The sequence below is a fragment of the Streptomyces sp. T028 genome, from assembly GCF_048159505.1.
GTDB lineage: Bacteria > Actinomycetota > Actinomycetes > Streptomycetales > Streptomycetaceae > Streptomyces.
The window spans coordinates 16,403-31,788 of the sequence record NZ_JBLRVZ010000001.1 but is presented as its reverse complement, the minus strand read 5'-3'; the positions used below and the strand labels follow the sequence as shown (position 1 = coordinate 31,788).

Below are 15,386 nucleotides of genomic sequence, written 5' to 3'. Positions count from 1 at the left end.
CCCCACCCCCTCGACCTGGCCTTCCTCCCGATCTCCGGCCTGCCGCACGGCAGTTGCCCCCCTCGACTGACCACCACCCGGGCGCCGACGGCACGTTCGCGATCTTGACTTCCCCCACCCCCCACCGCACCCTTTCACTACTCAATTAGTGAAAGGGGGTTGATCCGTGTGGTCGAGTACCGCATCGACCGGCACAGCGGCGTGGCCACCTACGTCCAGATCGTCCAGCAGACCAAGCAGGCCCTGCGGCTGGGCGTACTGCGGCCCGGCGACCAACTGCCCACCGCCCGTGAGGTCGTCGAGGCGACCGCCATCAACCCGAACACCGTGCTGAAGGCGTACCGCGAGCTGGAGCGCGAGGGGCTGGTGGAGGCACGGCGCGGGCTCGGCACGTTCGTGCGGCGCGCTCTGAGCACCGCCCCCGCCGACTCGCCCCTGCGCACCGAGCTGGACGCCTGGGCCGTACGGGCCCGGGAGACCGGCCTGGACCGCGAGGACGTGGCCGCGCTCTTCACCGCCGTACTCGAAGAACACTTCGCTCAGGGAGATCTCTCATGACCGACCTCGCCATGGCGGCAACCGCGCTCGGCAAGCGATTCGGCCGGCGCGGTGGCTGGGCGCTGCGGGACTGCGCGTTCCGGCTGCCCGCCGGCCGGGTCTGCGCCGTCGTCGGGCCCAACGGGGCGGGGAAGTCCACGCTTCTCTCCCTGGCCGCCGGACTGCTGGCCCCCACCGAGGGCACCGTCACCGTCCTCGGCACGGACCCCGGATCCGCACGCGCGCGTGTCGGCTACGTCGCCCAGGACAAGCCGCTGCACCCGCAGCTCACGATCGCCGACACGCTGCGCATGGGCGCCCACCTCAACCCGGGCCGCTGGGAGGCCACGACAGCCGAGCGGATCGTTTCCGCGGGTGAGCTCGACCCCATGCGGAAGATCCGCGCGCTCTCCGGCGGCCAGCGCACCCGGGTCGCCCTCGCGCTCGCCCTCGCCAAGCGGCCCGAACTGCTGCTCCTGGACGAGCCGATGGCCGACCTCGACCCGCTCGCCCGGCACGAACTGATGGGCACCCTCATGTCCCAGGCGGCGCAGCACGGGACGACGATCGTGATGTCGTCGCACGTGGTCGCCGAGCTGGAGGACTCCTGCGACCATCTCCTGCTCGTCGGCGGCGGCCGGGTCCGGCTCGCCGGGGAGATCGACGACCTGCTGGCCGCGCACACGCGCGTGAGCGCGATGTCGGAGTCGGCGTCGCCATCGGAGTCGACGTCGGCGTCGACGCACACACTTCCCGGCCTCCCCGACCTCTCCGCGCACACGGTCGTCGAGTCCCGGGTCACCGGCCGCCAGCTCACCGCGCTGATCCGCCCCGCCGGCCCCCTCGCCGACAGCTGGCACACCTCGGCGCCCTCACTGGAGGAACTCCTCCTCGCCTACCTGCGCAACCCCGAGGCCGCCTCGCTGACCCCGGCCGCACCCGAGACCCCCAGCGCACCCGAGCCCCCGGCCACACCCGAGGAGGCCCTGGCGTGACCCCGACCCCAGGCACAACCGGCCTGCTCAGGCGCCCCGCTTCCGGCCCCTTCGGGCGCCCCACCGCCCCGTTCCGACGCCCTCTCCCCTTCCGCCCTCTCCCTTTCCGCCCTCTTCCCGTCCGCCGCCCAGGAGGCCGCCGTATGACCGCCGTCGCCGACCCGAGGCTGCCCAGCGCCCCGCAGGCACCCGCCGAGGCCCTGCCCCCCGGCGTCTCCTGGGGGACCGCCCGTACGGTCCTGCGGCTGCACCGCACCGCGCTCGCCTTCTGGATGCTCGTGCTCGTGGGCCTGAGCGGCTGCGTGGTGTGGCTCGGCACGGTCACCGCCGACGACGAGCGCGCGGCGCTGGAGGCCTGCGACCGCGCGGGCCAGGACATGTGCGACATGATGGCGACCCGCTTCTCGAATGGCATGGACCTGATCGGCCTGTTCCTCACCTACTCCTGCCTCGCCGTGGCCGCCTTCGCCGGCGGCGCGCTGATCGGCCGCGAGATGGAGAGCGGCACCGCACACCTCTCGTGGACCCAGGGCATCACCCCCGTCCGCTGGCTCACCGCCAAGCTCGCCGTCCCCGCGCTCGTCCTGACCGCGAGCACCGGCGCCCTGGTCCTCGCGTACCGCTGGGCCTGGAACGGCAACCGGGACCTCCTGTACTACGGGTGGATGGGCGACGCGTTCACCGCCCGCGGCCCCGCGGCCGTCGCGTACGTCCTGTGCGCGCTCGCGCTCGGCGCGCTCAGCGGGTTCCTGCTGCGCCGCACGCTGCCCGCCCTCGCCGCCGCCGTCACCGTGACCGGGGTGCTCTCCTTCGTCATGGCGCAGTACCGCGACCACCTGTGGCCCACGGTGACCAGCACCTCGACGACGAACGGCTACCCCCACATCCCCGACGCCGCGTGGCAGGTGGAGAACGGCGCGCTGGTCCACGGGCGGCGCGTCGCGAACTTCGAGTCCTGGCTGTGCGACGGCAGTGCCACCGAGATGCGGCGCTGCCTCGACGACCTCGGCGTCACCGGCTACTACGCCTCCTACCACCCCGAATCTCACTACTGGCCACTCCAGCTCGTGGAGACCGGGATCCTCCTCGCCGTCACCGTCCTCGCCACCGCCGCCGTCTTCCGGCTGGTGCGCCGCCGCACGGCCTGAGCCGGGAAATCGGGGAAAAGCCAGGGGTGCGTACGTCCCTCCGCGGGGGAGACGGCCGTACGCACCCCCCTCCCGCCGCCCTCTCCCCCGCACCGGTCCCGGGCACCGACCCCCGCGAGCCTCCCCCCGATATCCCGCACGCCATGTCTCCGTAACCACGGGTTCAGACGACCTTGCGACGCTCGGCGAATGAAGCCCGCCGTGCCCGAGGCCTCGCCGCCCTCCGAGGGGAACGACCCCGACGGGCAGCCCGCCACGCTCCCGCCTGCGCATTCTGACGCGCCCGTATCGCTGCTGGCGCGGAAGAATGGGTACATGAGCCAGCCACATGCCGCCCAGGCCGATGTCCAGCACGCGCAGCCCTCCGTGGGCTCCATAGCCGCGCACCGCCCGCACACCGTCGCGGCCGCGGTCTCCGATCTGGAACCCGACATCGACGCCGACCTCGACACGTTCGAGGAGTCGCGGGCCGACGGGGTCCACCTCCCGCAGGGCCGCTTCCTCGACCGGGAGCGCAGCTGGCTCGCGTTCAACGAGCGGGTGCTCGAACTGGCCGAGGACCCGAACACCCCCCTGCTCGAACGGGCGAACTTCCTCGCCATCTTCGCGAGCAACCTGGACGAGTTCTTCATGGTCCGGGTGGCCGGACTGAAGCGCCGTATCGCGACGGGTGTGGCGACCCGTTCCGCCTCCGGGCTGCAGCCGCGCGAGGTGCTGGAGATGATCTGGGCCCGCTCGCGCGAGCTCATGGCCCGGCACGCCGCGGCCTACCACGAGGACGTCGCCCCCGCGCTCGCGGAGGAGGGCATCCACCTGGTCCGCTGGAACGAGCTGACCGAGAAGGAGCAGGCCCGCCTGTTCACGCTCTTCCGGCACCAGATCTTCCCGGTCCTCACCCCGCTGGCCGTCGACCCCGCGCACCCGTTCCCGTACATCTCGGGTCTCTCCCTGAACCTCGCGGTCGTCGTACGCAACCCGGTGAGCGGTCACGACCACTTCGCGCGCGTCAAGGTGCCGCCGCTGCTGTCCCGCTTCCTGGAGGCCTCCCCGGGCCGGTTCGTCCCCATCGAGGACGTCATCGGCGCCCATCTGGAGGAGCTGTTCCCGGGCATGGAGGTGCTGGAGCACCACGCCTTCCGGCTCACCCGCAACGAGGACCTGGAGGTCGAGGAGGACGACGCCGAGAACCTTCTGCAGGCCCTGGAGAAGGAGCTCATGCGGCGCCGGTTCGGCCCGCCGGTGCGCCTGGAGGTCGAGGAGTCCATCGACCGCAAGGTGCTCGACCTGCTGGTGCGCGAGCTGAAGATCTCCGAGGCGGAGGTCTACCCGCTGCCCGGCCCGCTCGACCTCACCGGTCTCTTCCGCATCCACGGCCTCGACCGGCCCGAGCTGAAGTACAAGAAGTTCATCGCCGGCACGCACCGTGACCTCGCCGAGGTGGAGTCCGCCTCCGCACCCGACATCTTCGGCGCGTTGCGCAGCCGTGACGTGCTCCTGCACCACCCGTACGACAGCTTCTCCACCTCCGTCCAGGCCTTCCTGGAGCAGGCGGCCGCCGACCCGGACGTCCTCGCGATCAAGCAGACCCTGTACCGGACCTCCGGCGACTCGCCGATAGTGGACGCGCTGATCGACGCGGCCGAGTCCGGCAAGCAGGTCCTCGTGCTGGTCGAGATCAAGGCCCGCTTCGACGAGCACGCCAACATCAAGTGGGCACGCAAGCTGGAGGAGGCCGGCTGCCATGTCGTCTACGGCCTCGTCGGCCTGAAGACCCACTGCAAGCTGTCCCTGGTGGTCCGCCAGGAGGGCGAGACGCTACGGCGTTACAGCCACGTGGGCACGGGCAACTACCACCCGAAGACGGCCCGGCTCTACGAGGACCTCGGGCTGCTCACCGCGGACCCGCAGGTCGGCGCGGATCTCTCCGACCTGTTCAACCGGCTCTCCGGCTACTCGCGCCGCGAGACCTACCGCCGTCTCCTCGTCGCCCCCAAGTCGCTGCGGGACGGCCTGATCTCCCGGGTGGAGAAGGAGATCCAGCACCACCGCGCGGGTCGTCCGGCGTACGTCCGCATCAAGGTCAACTCGATCGTCGACGAGGCGCTGATCGACTCCCTCTACCGGGCCTCCCAGGCGGGCGTGCCCGTCGAGGTGTGGGTGCGCGGCATCTGCGCGATCCGCCCGGGCGTCCCCGGACTGTCGGAGAACGTCCAGGTCCGCTCGATCCTCGGCCGCTTCCTCGAACACTCCCGGGTATTCGGCTTCGGCAACGGTGGCGAGCCCGAGGTGTGGATCGGCAGCGCCGACATGATGCACCGCAACCTCGACCGCCGTATCGAGGCCATGGTCAGGGTCGTCGACCCGGCCCACCGGGCGGCCCTGAACCGGCTGCTGGAGACCGGCATGTCCGACTCCACCTCCTCCTGGCACCTCGGCCCGGACGGCGAGTGGACCCGGCACGCGACCGACCCGGACGGCCAACCCCTGCGCAACGTCCAGGAGATGCTCATAGACGCCCGGAGGCGCCGGCGTGGCACAGCAACACCATGACCTGACGGACCCCGCGGCCCGTCCCCTCCCCGGTCCCGTCCCCGGTCCTGTGACCGGGGACGCCCTGGCGGGCTACCTGCGGGCCCAGGCCACGGACTTCCTCCGCGCACTGCGGCTGCACCGGGAGACGGGAGGGGGTACGGCGTCCAACGGGTCGTCGGCCGGCGGTCCCGCGTCCCCCGGTGCGGTGGGCGGCGGGGAGGACGCCGTGGACGCGGCGCGCGCCCTGCGCCGTACGGCCCGCCGCATCAGCGGCAGCCTGCACACCTTCCGCCCGCTCCTCGACCCGGAGTGGTCGGAGCAGATCCGCCCGGAACTGGCTTGGCTCTCGGGCACGCTCGCCCTTGAACACGCGTACGAGGCCCGCCTGGAACGCCTCCTCCTCGCCCTCCACCGCCTCTCAGGATCAACCCCGGTCCCGCCCCAGACCCAAGGCACGGACGCAGCCGCGGGCACCCCCGCAACCGGCGTAGCTGCGGGCAGTCGTGCCGCTGGGGCGGCACGGGTGGGCGCAGCGGCACCCCCACCGGCCGGCACCCGCCCCACAGCAACCCCCGACCGCGGCAACCTCACAGTCGGCGCGGCAAAAGCCGGCGCCCTCCTCGACCGCCAGCTCACCCTCGCCCGCACCCGAGCCCACAGCACCGCCCTCCAGGCCCTCGGCTCCTCCCGCTTCCACGCGGTCGCCGACCAGGTCGCCGTCCTCGCCAGCGAGGTCCCCCTCACCCCCGCCGCCCCCACCACCGACCTGCACCCCCTCGCCGCGGCCGCCGAGGAACGCCTCGTGGACGCCGTAGCCGCCCTCCCCCTCCTCACCGCGGGCAGCCCCTACAACGCGGAGGCCCTGATCCACGGCCTCTCCCCGGACCCGGCCCCGCACCCCCAGGACGCCCCCTGGCACCAGGTCCGTCTGCTGCTGCGGCTGCACCGCTACGCCTGCGAGGTCCTGCACGGCCCCGACGCCCCGATGGACGTACGGCTGCTCACCGCGGGCCAGGCCCTCGACCGGCACCGGGACGCCTCGGAGGCGGCGGCCGCCGCGGCCCAGGCGGCCCGTACGCCCCGCATCGCACCGGCCACCGCGTACGCGCTCGGCGTGCTGCACGCCGATCAGCGGCATGAGGTGGAGGCGGCGCGGTACGCGTTCCAGCGCTGCTGGCAGAAGCAGACCGTCGGCAGACCTTAGGCAGGCCGTATACACCGCGCGGTGCGGCACACTCCGCGGACACCGTGCCGTAAGCCGCAGGACAACACCGCGTAAACAGCAGGACAGGCGGCGGGGGAAGACATCAGGACAGGACGTCGGAAGCCGGCAACCGGCAACCAGAAGTCTGAAGCCGGACGCCAGAAGTCGGACGCCAGAAGTCGGAAAACCAGGCGGTGAGGACGAAGTGAGTTCCCCGAACCGGACCCCCTTGCAGACCACCCCCGTACAGGCCGCGGGCTGCGTCCTGTGGCGGCGCTCGCCAAGTGGCGGTCAGGTGGAGGTGTGCCTCGTCCACCGACCGAAGTACGACGACTGGTCACACCCGAAGGGCAAGCTCAAGCGGGGGGAGGACCCGCTGGTGGGTGCCCTGCGGGAGGTCGAGGAGGAGACGGGTTACCGGGCCGCGCCCGGCGCGGTGCTGCCGACCGTGCACTACTACGCCAACGGCCGGCCCAAGGTGGTCCGCTACTGGGCGGCGCAGGCCGTCTCCGGCGGTTTCAGCCCGAACGACGAGGTCGACCGTCTCCTCTGGCTGCCCCCGACCGCGGCCCGTACCCGCCTCACCCAGCCCCGGGACCGCGATCTCGTGGACGCACTCCTGAACACCATGCGTCTCGCCTGACCCGGGACCCCGCTGTGTCCTCGGCGTAAGCGTTCCGTGACCTAACCGGGCCTTCCCCATGGGTTCACCCGCCGTTCACTCGCGCCCGTAGGCGCCTTCACCTGTTCTGCCTAATTTCGGCCTTACCCGGTGCGGTGCGCGGTTGGACGACCACGCCCGTACCACCCATGACTTTCGCACGCCGCCGAATTCAGGACGGCGGCTACTGGAAGGATCTCCCTCAAGTGAAGCTTCAGCGCATGAACCGGCGGGCCCTCACCCTCGGTGCTCTCGCGGTCTCCGGCGCCCTGGCCCTCACGGCGTGCGGCTCCGACGACACGGGCTCCAGCAGCGACAGCAGCAGCTCGTCCGCGACCGCCGCCGCCGGCTCGATCAAGTGTGACGACGCCAAGGGCCAGCTGCTGGCCGACGGCTCCTCCGCGCAGAAGAACGCGATCGACGCCTGGGTGAAGAACTTCACGCAGGCCTGCTCGGGTGTCCAGGTCAACTACAAGGGCTCCGGCTCGGGCGCGGGCGTCACCGCGTTCACCCAGGGCCAGGTCGCCTTCGCCGGCTCGGACTCCGCGCTGAAGCCCGAAGAGGTCACCGCCTCCAAGTCGGTCTGCACCGGCGGCCAGGGCATCGACCTCCCGATGGTCGCGGGCCCGATCGCCGTCGCGTACAACGTCTCCGGCGTGGACGACCTGGTGCTCGACGCCGCCACGATCGCCAAGATCTTCGACGGCAAGATCACCAAGTGGAACGACGCCGCGATCGCGAAGCTGAACCCCGACGCGAAGCTCCCCGACCTGAAGATCCAGCCGTACCACCGCTCCGACGAGTCGGGTACGACGGACAACTTCACCAAGTACCTGATCGCCGCCACCCCGGACAACTGGAAGTACGAGGGCGGCAAGGCCTGGCAGGCCAAGGGCGGTCAGTCCGCCTCCGGTTCCTCCGGTGTCGCCCAGGGCGTGAAGCAGACCAACGGCGCGATCGGCTACATGGAGCTGTCGTACGCCAAGGACGGTCTGGGTGTCGTCTCCATCGACACCGGCGCCTCCGCCCCGGTCAAGGCCTCCTCCGACGGCGCCACCAAGGCCGTGGCCGCCGCCAAGGTCGTCGGCACCGGCAGCGACCTGTCGCTCCAGCTCGACTACACCACCAAGGCCGAGGGCGCCTACCCGATCACCCTGGTGACGTACGAGATCGTCTGCGACAAGGGCAACAAGGCCGCCACCCTGCCCGCCACGAAGGCGTTCCTGACCTACATCGCCTCCACCGACGGCCAGGGCATCCTCTCGGGCATCGACTACGCGCCGATCCCCGACGCGATCATCTCCAAGGTCCGTACCACGATCGACAGCCTGAGCTGATCTGAAGGTGCGGTCCGGCACCGGGGAGACCCGGACCGGACCGCACCCGTCCGGTGCACCGCCGCCAGGGGCCGCCCGAGGGCCGGCCCCGCCCGAGCCGCCGACACCCGCAGCGGCTCCGCAGACCGGAGACCCCCATGGACATATCGACACAGAAGACAGGCGCCGGCGAAGCGCCCCCGCCCCACGACTCCACTCCCCCCACCACCTCCGCCAACGGCCCCCAGAAGCGCGCGGCCCGCGGCGCCACCCGACCCGGTGACCGGATCTTCCTCGGTCTTTCCCGCGGGTCGGGCATCCTGCTGCTGGCCATCATGGCGGCGATCGCGGTCTTCCTGACCTACCGCGCCTACCTCGCCATCAGCAAGGACGAAGCGAACTTCCTCACCGCCTTCGAGTGGAACACCAACCTCGTTCCGCCGAAGTTCGGCATCGCGGTCCTCGCGTTCGGCACGATCGTGTCGTCGATCATCGCGATGGCGCTGGCGGTCCCGATCGCCGTGGCGATCGCCCTGTTCATCACGCACTACGCCCCGCGCCGCCTGAGCGGCCCCATCGCGTACGTGGTCGACCTGCTGGCCGCCGTCCCCTCCATCGTGTACGGCCTGTGGGGCGCCCTCGTCCTGGTCCCGAACCTGGACGGCCTGTTCGGCTGGCTCAACGACTACTTCGGCTGGACCGGGATCTTCTCCTGGGACGAGGGCGCGCCGCGCTCCATGCTGACGGTCGGCATCCTCCTGGCGATCATGATCCTGCCGATCATCACCAACGTCAGCCGCGAGGTCTTCCGCCAGGTCCCGCAGATGCACGAGGAGGCGGCCCTGGCGCTCGGCGCCACCCGCTGGGAGGTCATCCGCATGGCGGTGATCCCCTTCGGCCGCTCCGGTGTCATCTCGGCCTCCATGCTCGGCCTCGGCCGCGCGCTCGGCGAGACGATGGCCGTCGCCACGGTCCTCTCCCCGGACTTCGACATCCACGCCAGCCTGCTGAACCCCGGCGGCGGCACCTTCGCCCAGAACATCGCCAGCAAGTTCAACGAGGCGACGGAGTTCGGCCGTGACGCGCTCATCGCCTCCGGTCTCGTCCTCTTCGTCATCACCCTGCTGGTCAACGGCGCGGCCCGCATGATCATCGCCCGCCGCAAGGAGTACTCGGGGGCCAACGCATGAGCCACGCAACCGCAGTCGCCGACAAGCGCCCCAGCACGCTGCGCGGCGCGAGCCTCCCGAAGTGGTCCCCGTGGGCCATCGCCGCCGGTGCGATCGTCGTCGCCGTCGGGATCGGCCTCGGAGCCGGCCTGAACAGCAAGATCCAGTGGGGTCTGATCGCCGGCGTCCTGTTCGTCGCCGGCACCTACGGCATCGCCGCCAAGGTCGAGGGCAGCCGCCAGGCGAAGGACCGCATCGCGACCTCCCTGGTCTGGGTGGCGTTCATCCTGGCCGTCGTCCCGCTGGTCTCCCTCCTCTGGACGACCATCGCGCGCGGCGTGAAGGTCCTGGACGTCTACTTCCTCACCCACTCCATGGGCATCGTCGCCGACTCCGAGCCGGGCGGCGGCATCTACCACGCCATCATCGGCACCCTGGAGCAGGTCGGCCTCGCCACCCTGATCGGCGCCCCGATCGGCATCCTCACGGCGATCTACCTGGTCGAGTACGGCCGCGGCAGCCTCGCCAAGGCCGTCACGTTCTTCGTCGACGTCATGACGGGCATCCCCTCCATCGTCGCGGGTCTGTTCATCCTCAGCCTCATGCTGATGTTCGACATGCAGCCCTTCGGCTTCGCGGGCTCCCTCGCGCTGGCGATCCTGATGATGCCGGTGGTCGTGCGCTCGACCGAGGAGATGCTGAAGCTCGTCCCGAACGAACTGCGTGAGGCAAGCCTGGCGCTCGGTGTCCCGAAGTGGCGCACAATTCTGAAGGTGGTCGTCCCGACCTCGATCGGCGGCATCATCACCGGCGTCATGCTGGCGATCGCCCGTATCGCGGGTGAGACGGCCCCCGTCCTGCTCCTCGTCTTCGGTAACCCCTTCATCAACAACAACCCCTTCGAGGGCGCGCAGGCGTCTCTGCCGCTGTACATCTACCAGCAGTACTCGCAGAGCGCCGGTTCCACGGCGGCGTACGACCGTGCCTGGGCGGCCTCGCTCACGCTGATCGCCTTCGTGATGATCCTCAACATGGTGGCCCGCGGCATCGCCCGCTGGAAGGCCCCCAAGACCGGTCGCTAAGGCGACATTTTCCCGCTCCGCGGGGCGTGGCCCCTCAGCTCAGCGACCGAGACGGAAGTGAAGTAGTAACCATGGCCAAGCGAATCGATGTAAGCGGGCTCACCGCCTACTACGGCACCCACAAGGCGATCGAGGACATCTCGATGACGGTCGAGCCGCGCACGGTGACGGCCTTCATCGGCCCCTCCGGCTGCGGCAAGTCGACGTTCCTGCGCACGCTGAACCGTATGCACGAGGTGACGTCGGGCGGCCGGGTCGAGGGCAAGGTCCTGCTGGACGACGAGGACCTGTACGGCGCGGGCGTCGACCCCGTGGCCGTGCGCCGCGAGATCGGCATGGTCTTCCAGCGCCCCAACCCGTTCCCCACGATGTCCATCTTCGACAACGTGGCGGCGGGCCTGCGCCTCAACGGCAGCTACAAGAAGTCCCAGCTCTCGGACATCGTCGAGAAGTCCCTCAAGGGCGCGAACCTCTGGAACGAGGTCAAGGACCGCCTGAACAAGCCGGGTTCCGGCCTCTCCGGCGGCCAGCAGCAGCGTCTCTGCATCGCGCGCGCCATCGCGGTGGAGCCGAAGGTCCTCCTCATGGACGAGCCCTGCTCGGCCCTCGACCCCATCTCGACCCTCGCCATCGAGGACCTGATCGGCGAACTGAAGGAACGCTTCACGATCGTCATCGTGACGCACAACATGCAGCAGGCCGCCCGCGTCTCCGACCGCACGGCCTTCTTCAACCTCGCGGCCGTCGGCCAGCCCGGCAAGCTGATCGAGATCGACGACACGGAGCGCATCTTCTCCAACCCGTCCGTCCAGGCCACCGAGGACTACATCTCGGGCCGCTTCGGCTGAGCCCCTGAAAACCCCTCGCGGTGCTGCATGGCGGTGCCACCGCGAGGACGCAAAGGGCCCGCCCCCCGACTGCCTCGGGGGGCGGGCCCTCGCACTTCGTGGGCAAAGACGTGTACGAACAACCGGCGCCTACAGAAACGCCAGGTTCACCACCCAAAACGCCCCCGCAGCAACGACTGCGGCCGCCGGCATCGTGATGAACCACCCCAGCACGATGTTCTTGGCAACCCCCCACCGCACGGCGTTGATCCGCTTCGTCGCCCCGACCCCCATGATCGCCGAAGTGATCACATGGGTCGTGGAGATCGGCGCCTTGAACAGATACGCCGTGGTGAACATGATCGACGCCCCGGTCGTCTCCGCGGCGAACCCCTGCGGCGGATCCAACTCGATGATCTTCCGCCCGAGCGTCCGCATGATGCGCCACCCACCCGCATACGTCCCCAGCGACAACATCACCGCACAAGCAATCTTCACCCACACCGGAATCGGATCATCGGCCCCCTGCACATCCCCGATGACCAGCGCCATCACCACGATTCCCATCGTCTTCTGCGCGTCCTGCAGACCGTGCCCCAGCGCCATCCCCGCCGCGGAGACCGTCTGCGCTATCCGGAACCCCCGCTTGGTCTTGTGCGGATTGGCCCGCCGGAAGATCCACAGGATCAGGCACATCACGAGATACCCGCCCACAAGACCCACGACCGGCGACAGGAACATCGGAATGACGACCTTGTCGAGCACCCCGGACCAGATGACCTCGGTGCCCCCGGCCAGCGCCGCCCCCACCATGCCACCGAACAGCGCATGCGAGGACGACGAGGGCAGCCCGAAGTACCAGGTCACCAGATTCCAGACGATCGCCCCGACCAGCGCGGCGAAGAGGATCCCCATCCCCTTCGCCCCCTCGGGCGTCTCGATCAGCCCGCTGCTGACGGTGTGGGCGACCCCGCTCCCCAAAAAGGCACCGGCGAGATTCATCACCGCGGCCATCGCCAGCGCGGCCCGCGGAGTCAGCGCCCGCGTCGACAAAGATGTGGCGATCGCGTTCGCCGAGTCGTGGAAACCGTTCGTATAGGTAAAACCAAGCGCGACACAAATGGTCACGACCAGAGCAAAGGTGTCCATGAAAAGCTCAGGACTCCTTGACGGCGATGGTCTCCACCGTGTTCGCCACATGCTCGAACGCGTCGGCAGCTTCCTCCAGCACGTCCACGATCTGCTTGAGCTTCAGCACCTCGATCGCGTCGTACTTGCCGTTGAAGAGATGAGCCAGCAGCTTCCGGTGGATCTGGTCCGCCTGGTTCTCCAGCCGGTTGACCTCGATCCAGTACTCGGTGAGGTTCTCCATGGTCCGCAGGTTCGGCATGGCCTCAGCCGTCAGCTCGGCCGCCCGCGCCAGCACCTCGATCTGCTGCTCGACCCCCTTGGGCAGATCCTCGATGTTGTAGAGGACGACCAGGTCGACGGCCTCCTCCATGAAGTCCATGATGTCGTCGAGGGAGGATGCGAGAGAGTAGATGTCCTCACGGTCGAACGGCGTGATGAACGAGGAGTTCAGCTGGTGGAAGATCGCGTGCGTCGCATCGTCACCGGCGTGTTCCGCGGCCCGCATACGCTCTGCGATCTCGGCCCGGCCGGCGGTGTCCGCCCCGAGCAGTTCCATCAGGAGTTTCGAGCCCGTGACGATGTTGTCCGCGGACGCGGCGAACATGTCGTAGAAGCTCGTCTCCCTGGGGGTCAGACGAAAGCGCACTTGGGGTCCTCAGGATGCATCGGTTTCGGTCAAGCCAGTGGCCAGGGTGATGCTAAGCGCACCATCCGGACATGGCTATCGGGCCGTCCCCCAGTGTCACCCATCGGACAGGTTGATCAGCACGGGGGCACTCCAAGGGTCCTGTACCCTGCAAAGTTCGTTACGATATACCCGGCAGGGGTATATGTCCGGAACGGGAGGACGCGATGGACGCGATGGACGCCATGACGACGACGGAGACCACCGAGACCACCGAGACCGTGGCGCACGTCACGCACGGCTACCACAAACAGAAGGAAGAACACCTCAAGCGCCTGCGCCGTATCGAGGGCCAGATCCGCGGCCTGCAGCGCATGGTCGACGAGGACGTCTACTGCATCGACATACTCACCCAGGTGTCCGCCTCCACGAAGGCCCTGCAGTCGTTCGCCCTGCAGCTGCTGGAGGAACACCTGCGCCACTGCGTCGCCGACGCGGCCCTCAGGGGCGGCGACGAGATCGACGCGAAGGTCGAGGAAGCGACCAAGGCCATCGGCCGCCTCCTGCGCACCTGACGCGAACGCCTACCGCGCACCCGGGGAAGCCCCGCCCCCGTCCAGCTCCTCCCCCACCCGCAGCACCTGGTCGATGCTCTCCAGGCTGAGCCGTTCCTCCCCCGCCGCCGAAGCCGCGATGATCAGCTCCCCGCACAGCTCGATCTCGGCGAGGGCCACGTGGTCCTGAACTGCCGTACCGCCGACCGGAGCCACGCGCATCACCTCGTCTCTGCCGTCACCGGCTTCCTAGAGTAGGGAGCGGTGCACACGCCGCGCATGGCACGGACGGGCTAGTCCTTGCGCGGGCCGTTGACGTCAGTCCTCCGCGATCCGCCCCGCGTAGATGTCCCGGTCCGCCGGCAGCCGTACGTCGGCGGGGGCCCCGAAGTCGTACAGCAGCGTCGTCGAGGCCACCGCCACGGCCTCCTTCTGCAGCCCGTTGACAAAGCTGAACCGGTGCCTGACCTTCCGGATCCGGCCCGCGTCGTCCAGATACACGTCGAACGGCACCCGCGCCGTGGCGAACCCTTTCGCCGCCGCCGCCAGCGCCCCCCTGCTCCCCGCCGACGCCCCCTCGGCCGCCACGACGAGATCCGCGGTCCCCCGGTAGTGCCGCACCGCCGTCCCGGCGACCTCGGTCCTCCCCACGTACGTCGCCGTACGCGCCCCCCGCAGCACCTCAGCCGCGGCGTACGGATCCGTGGCCCCGCCCGTCACCAGGTTCCCGTCGGACAGCGTCGCCGTCTCCACCCGGACCCACTTGTCGTCCGGGACCCCGGCCCCCCGGTGCTTCATGAACAGCGCGCCCGGCGCGAGCAGTTCGGTGATCGGCCGGTGCTCGCTCGTCCCCGCCGGATCCTGCGGCAGCATCACCTTCAACCGCCCCTGCTGGGTGCGGTAGTCGTAGACCCCCTCGCCCCGGATGGTCACCCGGGTCCCGCCGGTGGCCATCTCCATGGACGTACGCGCCTTCGAACTGCCCGTCTCCCGCAGCACGTCGGCGGCCCCGTGCAGCAGCCTCACCGCGTCGCCGCCCCGCGCGTCCCCGTCAACGGCCACCCCGTCAACGGCCACCCCGCCCACGGCCCCCGCCCCCGAACACCCGACCGCACCCACACACCCTCCGGCCACCAGCCCGGCGGCGACGACCACACCGCTCCACCCACAACACCCGCTCCACCCGCGCCGCCTGTGCCACCGCTCCGCCATCGCCTGCCTACCCCCAGCCGGTACGTCCGTCACGGGCCCCCTGTCGTCCCGCCTAACGACGGCCGCGTGCCCCCGTCACGCGCCCCACCCCCCGCGCGCGACCGCCGAACGGGTGCCGCGCCCGCGCCATACGTGTCCCTTACCGTTCCTGGGTAACGTTGTCTGCGTGACGCAGCAGGACGGCCCGGCCGCTCCCCGCACCGACGGGGAACACACCACCACGACCGTCGAACAGGGCCGGTTCACCCTGGCCCGCTGCACCTGCGGCTGGCGCGGTCCGGCCCGCAGAGCGAGAAGCCTGGCCAGATCGGACGCCGAGGGCCACGCCCGCGCCTGACGTCACCGTTCCGTCACCGCCGCCGCCCACGGGAACCCGTACCCTCGAGGCCCCGT

16 protein-coding genes are annotated in these 15,386 nt (G+C 70.2%); 12 read left to right on the top strand and 4 right to left on the bottom strand.

Annotated features, from left to right (window positions below; all coding sequences use genetic code 11):
- Positions 1–168: 168 nt before the first annotated feature.
- The 10 genes from ACLZN2_RS00170 (at position 169) to pstB (ending at position 11,492) form a co-directional block, all read left to right on the top strand.
- Positions 169–558, top strand: coding sequence for a GntR family transcriptional regulator (locus ACLZN2_RS00170; RefSeq protein WP_416976222.1), 390 nt, complete (start codon positions 169–171; stop codon positions 556–558).
- On the top strand, positions 555–1,532 hold the full coding sequence (locus tag ACLZN2_RS00165; RefSeq protein ID WP_416976221.1) for an ABC transporter ATP-binding protein: 978 nt from the start codon (positions 555–557) through the stop codon (positions 1,530–1,532). The genes ACLZN2_RS00170 and ACLZN2_RS00165 overlap by 4 nt, the downstream gene beginning before the upstream one ends.
- Before the next feature lie 143 nt (positions 1,533–1,675).
- The gene (locus tag ACLZN2_RS00160) at positions 1,676–2,680 is read left to right on the top strand and encodes a hypothetical protein (protein WP_416976220.1); all 1,005 of its coding nucleotides are present in this window, start codon (positions 1,676–1,678) and stop codon (positions 2,678–2,680) included.
- 189 nt (positions 2,681–2,869) lie between these two features.
- On the top strand, positions 2,870–5,230 hold the full coding sequence (locus ACLZN2_RS00155) for an RNA degradosome polyphosphate kinase (protein WP_416976219.1): 2,361 nt from the start codon (positions 2,870–2,872) through the stop codon (positions 5,228–5,230).
- The gene (locus ACLZN2_RS00150) at positions 5,211–6,416 is read left to right on the top strand and encodes a CHAD domain-containing protein (RefSeq protein ID WP_416976218.1); all 1,206 of its coding nucleotides are present in this window, start codon (positions 5,211–5,213) and stop codon (positions 6,414–6,416) included. Before ACLZN2_RS00155 ends, ACLZN2_RS00150 begins: the two co-directional genes overlap by 20 nt.
- Positions 6,417–6,621: 205 nt before the next feature.
- The gene (locus ACLZN2_RS00145) at positions 6,622–7,059 is read left to right on the top strand and encodes an NUDIX hydrolase (RefSeq protein ID WP_416976217.1); all 438 of its coding nucleotides are present in this window, start codon (positions 6,622–6,624) and stop codon (positions 7,057–7,059) included.
- Between the two features lie 224 nt (positions 7,060–7,283).
- A complete protein-coding gene (gene pstS / locus ACLZN2_RS00140; RefSeq protein WP_416976216.1) occupies positions 7,284–8,414 on the top strand; it encodes a phosphate ABC transporter substrate-binding protein PstS in 1,131 nt (376 codons plus the stop codon).
- Between the two features lie 137 nt (positions 8,415–8,551).
- Entirely contained in the window at positions 8,552–9,583 is a 1,032-nt protein-coding gene (gene pstC / locus ACLZN2_RS00135; RefSeq protein WP_416976215.1) for a phosphate ABC transporter permease subunit PstC, read from the top strand.
- Positions 9,580–10,644, top strand: a complete 1,065-nt coding sequence (gene pstA / locus ACLZN2_RS00130) for a phosphate ABC transporter permease PstA (RefSeq protein WP_416976214.1) — start codon at positions 9,580–9,582, stop codon at positions 10,642–10,644. The genes pstC and pstA overlap by 4 nt, the downstream gene beginning before the upstream one ends.
- A gap of 71 nt (positions 10,645–10,715) precedes the next feature.
- Positions 10,716–11,492, top strand: a complete 777-nt coding sequence (gene pstB / locus ACLZN2_RS00125; RefSeq protein WP_416976213.1) for a phosphate ABC transporter ATP-binding protein PstB — start codon at positions 10,716–10,718, stop codon at positions 11,490–11,492.
- Positions 11,493–11,621: 129 nt separating this feature from the next.
- On the opposite strand, the gene ACLZN2_RS00120 is transcribed toward pstB, so the two are convergent.
- Positions 11,622–12,620 carry an anion permease gene (locus ACLZN2_RS00120; protein ID WP_416976212.1) on the bottom strand — a complete coding sequence of 333 codons (999 nt, stop codon included), beginning with the start codon at positions 12,618–12,620 and terminating at the stop codon, positions 11,622–11,624.
- A gap of 7 nt (positions 12,621–12,627) precedes the next feature.
- Positions 12,628–13,248, bottom strand: a complete 621-nt coding sequence (locus ACLZN2_RS00115; protein ID WP_416976211.1) for a DUF47 domain-containing protein — start codon at positions 13,246–13,248, stop codon at positions 12,628–12,630.
- A gap of 224 nt (positions 13,249–13,472) precedes the next feature.
- Here ACLZN2_RS00115 and ACLZN2_RS00110 point away from each other — a divergent pair, with 224 nt between their 5' ends.
- On the top strand, positions 13,473–13,802 hold the full coding sequence (locus ACLZN2_RS00110; RefSeq protein WP_416976459.1) for a metal-sensitive transcriptional regulator: 330 nt from the start codon (positions 13,473–13,475) through the stop codon (positions 13,800–13,802).
- A 9-nt stretch (positions 13,803–13,811) separates the two neighbouring features.
- Here ACLZN2_RS00110 and ACLZN2_RS00105 read toward each other — a convergent pair whose 3' ends face one another.
- Positions 13,812–14,003 (bottom strand): hypothetical protein, encoded by a 192-nt coding sequence (locus ACLZN2_RS00105; protein WP_416976210.1) that lies wholly within the window; start codon positions 14,001–14,003, stop codon positions 13,812–13,814.
- Positions 14,004–14,099: 96 nt separating this feature from the next.
- Positions 14,100–14,993, bottom strand: coding sequence for a hypothetical protein (locus tag ACLZN2_RS00100; protein WP_416976209.1), 894 nt, complete (start codon positions 14,991–14,993; stop codon positions 14,100–14,102).
- A 166-nt stretch (positions 14,994–15,159) separates the two neighbouring features.
- Here ACLZN2_RS00100 and ACLZN2_RS00095 point away from each other — a divergent pair, with 166 nt between their 5' ends.
- A complete protein-coding gene (locus ACLZN2_RS00095) occupies positions 15,160–15,330 on the top strand; it encodes a hypothetical protein (RefSeq protein ID WP_416976208.1) in 171 nt (56 codons plus the stop codon).
- Positions 15,331–15,386 lie beyond the last annotated feature (56 nt).